5 protein-coding genes are annotated in these 6412 nt (G+C 70.1%); 4 read left to right on the forward strand and 1 reads right to left on the reverse strand.

From position 1 onward, the window contains the following. Positions 1-166: 166 nt before the first annotated feature. Complete coding sequence (locus D7V88_RS15980; protein WP_120541509.1) at positions 167-1396, reverse strand: hybrid sensor histidine kinase/response regulator; 1230 nt, start codon at positions 1394-1396, stop codon at positions 167-169. A gap of 261 nt (positions 1397-1657) precedes the next feature. On the opposite strand from D7V88_RS15980, the gene D7V88_RS15985 reads away from it, so the two are divergent. The 4 genes from D7V88_RS15985 to D7V88_RS16000 form a co-directional block, all read left to right on the forward strand. Continuing rightward, positions 1658-2761 carry an ornithine cyclodeaminase family protein gene (locus D7V88_RS15985; RefSeq protein WP_120541504.1) on the forward strand — a complete coding sequence of 368 codons (1104 nt, stop codon included), beginning with the start codon at positions 1658-1660 and terminating at the stop codon, positions 2759-2761. 73 nt (positions 2762-2834) lie between these two features. Then, positions 2835-4061 (forward strand): tetratricopeptide repeat protein, encoded by a 1227-nt coding sequence (locus tag D7V88_RS45165; RefSeq protein WP_120541505.1) that lies wholly within the window; start codon positions 2835-2837, stop codon positions 4059-4061. Next, complete coding sequence (locus D7V88_RS15995; RefSeq protein ID WP_120541506.1) at positions 4058-5185, forward strand: HupE/UreJ family protein; 1128 nt, start codon at positions 4058-4060, stop codon at positions 5183-5185. Before D7V88_RS45165 ends, D7V88_RS15995 begins: the two co-directional genes overlap by 4 nt. A gap of 147 nt (positions 5186-5332) precedes the next feature. Then, positions 5333-6412 (forward strand): DUF4331 domain-containing protein (locus D7V88_RS16000; RefSeq protein ID WP_147448752.1); only part of this gene is annotated, 1080 nt, incomplete at its 3' end.

Genomic DNA, 6412 nt, shown 5'->3' on the forward strand with positions numbered 1-6412 from the left:
TAAGTCCGGTGGCACCTCACCTCCCGGACGTCTGGCATTGTAGCAAACTGCCCAGAGCTTCGCTGAGAGAATGAGAGGTTTTGATGAGGGCGGATAGTTGTATGCCTTTGACTGAAGTAATCAGCCGGCACTGCAATACTCACCTGACGCGACGGGACTTGTGTTTTCAGGCCGTCAGCGATTCCGGCTGTGCCGCGTCGGCGCAGGCGGAGAGGTGGCGCCCGTCGCGCTGGGCGTGACGCGGCAGGCACACGAAGAAGGTGGTTCCTGACTCCAGGGTGGACTCGACCCGGAGGGTTCCGCCGTGGGCCTCCACGATGCTGTGCGCGATGTAGAGCCCCAGGCCCAGGCTCTCCCGGCGTTCCGTATCGACGCCCCGGCGGAAGGGCTGGAACAGCGTGGAGCGCAGGTGCGTGGGGATGGGGGCGCCGCCGTTGTGCACCTCCACGTGGACGGTGTCCTCACCCTGCTCGAAGGTGCGGATGCGCACCGGGCTGTCGTTGGGGCTGTACTTCAGGGCGTTGTCCAGGAGGTTGGCCAGCACCTGCGCCAGCCGGTCCAGGTCCCACGCGCCCTGCAGTGTGTCGCAGGTGAAATCGCATTGGACGGTGCGGTGGGGTTGCGCTGCGCGCAGCTCGTCCGCCACCTTGCAACACAGCTCGTTGAGGTCGCCCGGACGTGGCTCCACCGGGATGCCTCCGCCCAGGCGGGCTCGGGTGAAGTCGAGCAGTTGTTCCACGATGCGTTGGATGCGCTCGCCGCCCCGGGCCACCCGCTCGAAGGCCTTGCGCTGGCCTTCCGGCAGCGACTCGCGCGCAAGCTGCATGCTCGCGGTGGTGAGGATGGCGGCCAGGGGGGAGCGGATGTCATGCCCCACGATGCCGACGATCTGCTGCTCCAGCTCCGCCGTGCGCTGGAGCTCCTGCTCCACGCGCCGCCGCTCGGCCAGCTCCAGCGCCTGCTGCCGCAGTTGTTCGCCGCGAAGGTACAGCTCCACGAACACCGACACCTTCGCGCGCAGGATGTCCGGATCCACGGGCTTGAGCAGGTAGTCCACCGCCCCGTATTCGTAGCCCCGGGTGATGTAGGCCGTCTCGCGACTGAGCGCGGTGATGAAGAGGATGGGCAGGTGCTTCGTGCGCTCCCTTGCGCGCACCAGCTTCGCCGTCTCCAGCCCGTCCAGCCCCGGCATCTGCACGTCCATCAGCACGCACGCGTACTCGTCCAGCAGCAGCGCCTTGAGCGCCTCGTCGCCGGAGCGCACCGACACCAGTTGCTGGCCCAGCGGCTCCAGGATGCCCTCCAGGGCGAGCAGGTTCGCCGGTACGTCGTCCACCAGCAGCACCCGCGCGCGGCGCAGCTCGTTGGAGGGCGGGGGTGGACCTCCGGAAAGCATGTCGGACACGGCGCTGAGCACGGAATTCCTGGGGCCGGAAGGCGTCACGGGGGTTGTCACTCGGGCGTTGGGGTGGAGGGGCTCGGGTGGCAGACAGGGGCGTGGCGTCTGTAACTCCGCTGGGCGTCGAGCGCTCACGTCCAACAGGGACCGGGAGCAGCCTTGTTCCCTGCACCTGTATTCAAAAGACACAGCGCGGGAGGAATTCATGCTCAAAACTGTCAGGTTGCAATTCCTGTCAGGGGCGTAAATTCTCAACACATGACGCCCCCGGTCCCTCGCACGCTCCTCATCAGTCCCACCGACCTGCGCGCCATCGTGGCGGGCGTGGGCCTGCACGCCTTGATGGATGAGCTCATCCAGTCACTCACCGTGGCCCTGCGCGAGCTGGATGACGCCCTCACGCAGGTGCACAAGCGGGAGGGCTTCTCGCTGTCGGACGGGGCGCTTCCGCTGGGAGCGCTCGAGTGGATGCCCGTCCTGCGGCGGGGCGAGACCCTGACGATGAAGGTGGCAGGCTCCTGCCCGGCCAACGTGCTGGAGGCCGGCCTGCCGACACTCATCGCGACCCACAGCGTGTACGACGCACGCACGGGCCATCTGATGGCGGTGATGGACGGCGTCTTCGCCACCGCGCTGCGCACCGGGGCCGCGTCGGCCGTGGCCAGCCGGTGTCTCGCGTCGCCGGACAGCACGGTGCTGGGGCTGGTGGGCTGCGGCGCGCAGGCCGTCACGCAGCTTCATGCCCTCAGCCGCGTGTTCCGGCTGGAGCAGGTGTTGGTGCATGACCTGGATCCGGACGCGGCGCGCTCCTTCGTGCGGCGCGTGGCGTTCCTGGGGCTGGATGTGCGGCCCACGCTGCTGGCGGACCTGGAGGCGCGAGCGGACATCCTCTGCACCGCGACCACCGTGACGGCGGGCTCCGGGCCGGTGATCTCCGGCCACGCGCTCAAGCCGCATGCGCACATCAACGCGGTGGGCGCGGACCGGCCGGGCAAGACGGAGCTGCCGCTGGCGCTCCTGCGCCGCAGCCTGGTGTGCCCGGACTTTCCCAGCCAGGCGCGCCTGGAGGGGGAATGTCAGCAGCTCCATCCGGATCAGATAGGTCCAGATCTGGCCACCGTGGTGCAGCAGCCGGAGGAGTTCCAGGGCTGGCGGCTGCGCAACACGGTGTTCGACTCCACCGGGCACGCGCTGGAGGACCAGGTCGTCACGCGCATGCTGCTGGAGCACGCGCGGCGCATGGGGCTGGGCACGTGGGTGGCGCTGGAGGGGCTGGGCGGAGATCCGCTCGACCCGTACGCGCTGGTGCACGGTGACGCGGCGGGCCTGACCGAGACGCCGCGCCGCGCCGCCGGAAGCTGACGTCCGCCGCGCGACAATCCCGACCGCCGTCCAGGCATCCACCCGGGCGCGGGCTCCGTAGAGTCCTGCACCCATGTGTTCGCACAGCCTGTCGTCAAAAGGTGTCTCACGCACCGCGCTCGGCCTGACCCTCGCGGTGTCGCTGGGCCTCGCTGGCTGTGGCCAGACGCCCGCGACGGAGCGCGTGCCCTTCACGCCCACCACCGACAGCGCGGTGCTGGAGCAGGTTCCAGCGACCGCGACGGATGCGAAGGCCCGGGAACGCGCCGCGTTGCGGCGGGCCCTGGCGGCGCGCGCGGACCAGTTGGATCTGGCGCTGCGGCTGGCGCGGCTGGACATCGAGGAGGGGCGGGCCTCCGGGGACCCGCGCTACCTGGGCCGGGCGCAGGCGGCGCTTACGCCCTGGTGGGACGCGGCCACCCCGCCTCCGGGCGTGCGCCTGTTGCGCGCGACCATCCTCCAGGGCCGCCATGAGTTTCCCGCCGCGCTGGCGGACCTGGACGCCCTGGTGCGCGAATCCCCCGACGACGCCCAGGCCTGGCTCACGCGCGCCGTCGTCCTGGGCGTGCGCGGTGAACACGCGGAGGCCGCGAGGAGCTGCACGATGCTCGCGCCCCTCGCGGGTTCGCTGGCCGGCGCGGTGTGTCAGGCGCAGGTGAAGAGCCTGGCGGGTCGTTCCAGGGAAGCCCAGTCGCTCTTGTCCGCCGCCCTGGCCCGTGGGGCCCACGGGGTGGAGGAGCAGGCGTGGGCGCTGTCCACCCTCGCGGAGGCCACCGCTCGCGCGGGCGACACCGAGCGCGCCGCGAAGCTCTTCGCCCGCGTGCTGACCCTGGATCCGTCGGACGCCTATACGCGCGCCGCCTACGCGGACCTGCTGCTGGACCTGGGCCGGCCGCGCGACGTCATCGCGCTGGTGAAGGACCACGGCCAGGACGACAACCAGTTGCTGCGCCGCGTGCTCGCGGAAGCAGCGCTGGGCACGCCGGAGGCACCCGCGCTCGCCGCCGAACTGGGCTCGCGCCACGCCGTCAGCCACCTGCGGGGCGACGGCCTGCACGCGCGCGAGGAAGCCCGCTTCGCCCTCCACATCCTGAAGGATCCGGCGAAGGCGCTGAAGCTGGCCCAGGTGAACTGGGAGGTGCAGCACGAACCGTGGGACGTGCGCCTGCTGTTGGAGACCGCGCTCGCGAACCACACCCCCGAGGCCGCCGCCCCCGCCCTGCGCTTCCTGGAGGCGAGCGGCGCGGACGACCCCGGCCTGCTGGCGCTCGCTGAACGCGCGCGAAAGGCGTCCCCATGAAGGCCCTGACGCTGGCCCTGCTCCTCCTTCCGCTGGCGGCGCTGGCCCACAAGCCGAGCGACAGCTACCTGCACCTGGACCGCGCCGGTGACGGCTTCACCGGCCGCTGGGACGTGGCGCTGCGCGACCTGGAGGAGGTGCTCATCCTCGACGCGGATGGCGACGGCGCCATCACCTGGAGCGAGCTGCGCGCGCGGCAGGCGGACGTCGCGGGCTACGCGCTCGCCCGGCTGAAGCTGTCCGCGGAAGGACACATCTGCCCCCTGGCCCCGTCGTCCGCGCTGCGGGTGGTGCGTCACTCCGACGGGGCCTATGCCGTCGTGGACTTCACCGCCGCGTGCCCGGCCACGCCCGTGGCGCTGGACGTGGACTATTCCCTGCTCTTCGACCGCGACCCGCAGCACCGGGGCATCGTGCGGGTGGGCAGCGACGGCGCGGGCGAACCGCTGATCCTCTCCGCCACGCGGCACACCGCCCGCGTGTCCCTGGAGGGCCTGTCGCCCTGGCGACGCTTCGGGCAGATGGTGCACTCCGGCGTCGAACACATCTGGGCGGGCGTGGATCACCTGCTCTTCCTGCTGGCGCTGCTCCTGCCGTCCGTGCTGCGCCGCGACCGCGAGACGGGGCGGTGGGTGCCGGTGACGAACTTTGGTTCAGCGGTGAAGGACGTGGTGAAGGTGGTGTCCGCCTTCACGCTCGCGCACTCGCTGACGCTGAGCGCCGCATCGCTGGGCTGGGTGTCGCTGCCGTCGCGCCTGGTGGAGTCCGCCATCGCGGCCAGCGTCATCGTCGCCGCGCTCAACAATGTCTTCCCGTTGATGGATCGCACCCGCTGGATGGCCGCGTTCGCGCTGGGGCTGCTGCACGGCTTCGGCTTCGCGTCGGTGCTGGCGGATCTGGAGCTGCCCGCGGGCAGCCTCGCGGTGACGCTGCTGGGCTTCAACGTCGGCGTGGAGCTGGGCCAGCTCGCGTGCGTGGCCGTCTTCCTGCCCCTGGCCTACCTGCTGCGCGGCACGCCCGTGTACCGCAGGGCGTTGCTCGTGGGCGGCTCCGCGGTCATCGCCCTGGTGGCGTGCGCGTGGTTCGCGGAGCGCGCGTTCGGCGTCGGCGTGTCCTTCACCTGACAGGCCTGCCCTGCGGGGCAGGGTTCCGTCCGCTCCGGAAATCCACGTGAATCCGGGCAGCGTATTGCCAGGACCCGGAGGTATGTCCTGCGTCTGCAAGACACCCGGGGACTCCAACAAATACATCCAACGCAGCAGGAGGTTCAGATGAGAGCGAAGAAGCTCGCGGCGGTCCTCACCGTCGCGACCGCGCTGGGCGCGTCGAGCGCCATTGCGTCGAGTCACCGGGAAGCACCCTTCATCACGAAGTCGCCCAAGGTCGACGCGACCGACTTCTACATGTTCCGCAGCTATGAGGCGACTCGCGCGGACTTCGTGACGCTGATCGCCAACTACATCCCCTTCCAGGAGCCGTACGGCGGTCCCAACTTCTTCACGCTGGATCCCGAAGCGCTGTACGAGATCCACATCGACAACGATGGGAACGGGGAAGAGGACCTCACCTTCCAGTTCCGCTTCACCAACACGCTGGCCAACTCCAACAACGGCGCGGCGCTGACCATCGGGACCGGCGCCCAGGCGAAGACGGTCGCCGTGCCGCTCTTCAACGTGGGTCCCATCACCACCGCGAACCAGGCCAACCTGAACGTGCAGGAGTCCTTCACGCTCAAGGTCGTCCGCGGTGACCGCCGCACCGGCACCGCCAAGGACGTGACCAACGCGGCGGGCGGTTCGGCCACGTTCCGCAAGCCCACGGACTTCATCGGCACCAAGTCGCTGGGCCTGCCGGCCGTGTACGAGGCCTACGCCAAGGAGCACATCTATTCGGTGAACATCCCGGACTGTGCCACCCCGGGCCGCGTGTTCGTCGGGCAGCGCAAGGAGTCCTTCGCGGTCAACCTGGGCCCGGTGTTCGACCTGGTGAACGCGCCCGCGTCGGTCATCGCCAATGCGGCCGAGCGCAACGCGGTGCCCAACCCGCTGGCGAAGAACAACATCACCACGCTGGCCCTGGAAGTGCCCATCGCCTGCCTCAAGGCCGGCACCCAGGACGTCATCGGTGGCTGGACGTCCGCGAGCGTGCGCCAGGCGCGCGCCATCAACCCGGCGCCTACGTTCGCGAAGCCCTCGCGTGACGGCGGTGCGTGGCAGCAGGTCAGCCGCCTGGGCATGCCGCTGGTGAACGAGATCGTCATCGGCCTGCCGGACAAGGACAAGTTCAACGCGAGCGAGCCCAAGGACGACGGCCAGTTCGCCACCTACGTGACGAACCCCACCCTGCCCGCC

The organism is Corallococcus terminator, assembly GCF_003611635.1.
Lineage (GTDB): Bacteria > Myxococcota > Myxococcia > Myxococcales > Myxococcaceae > Corallococcus > Corallococcus terminator.

Bases quoted from the DNA above. Each gene is read 5' to 3' on its own strand.
- D7V88_RS15980 (WP_120541509.1), bottom strand. From the start codon at position 1,396: ATGCTTTCCGGAGGTCCACCCCCGCCCTCCAACGAGCTGCGCCGCGCG.
- D7V88_RS15985 (WP_120541504.1), top strand. From the start codon at position 1,658: ATGACGCCCCCGGTCCCTCGCACGCTCCTCATCAGTCCCACCGACCTG.
- D7V88_RS45165 (WP_120541505.1), top strand. From the start codon at position 2,835: ATGTGTTCGCACAGCCTGTCGTCAAAAGGTGTCTCACGCACCGCGCTC.
- D7V88_RS15995 (WP_120541506.1), top strand. From the start codon at position 4,058: ATGAAGGCCCTGACGCTGGCCCTGCTCCTCCTTCCGCTGGCGGCGCTG.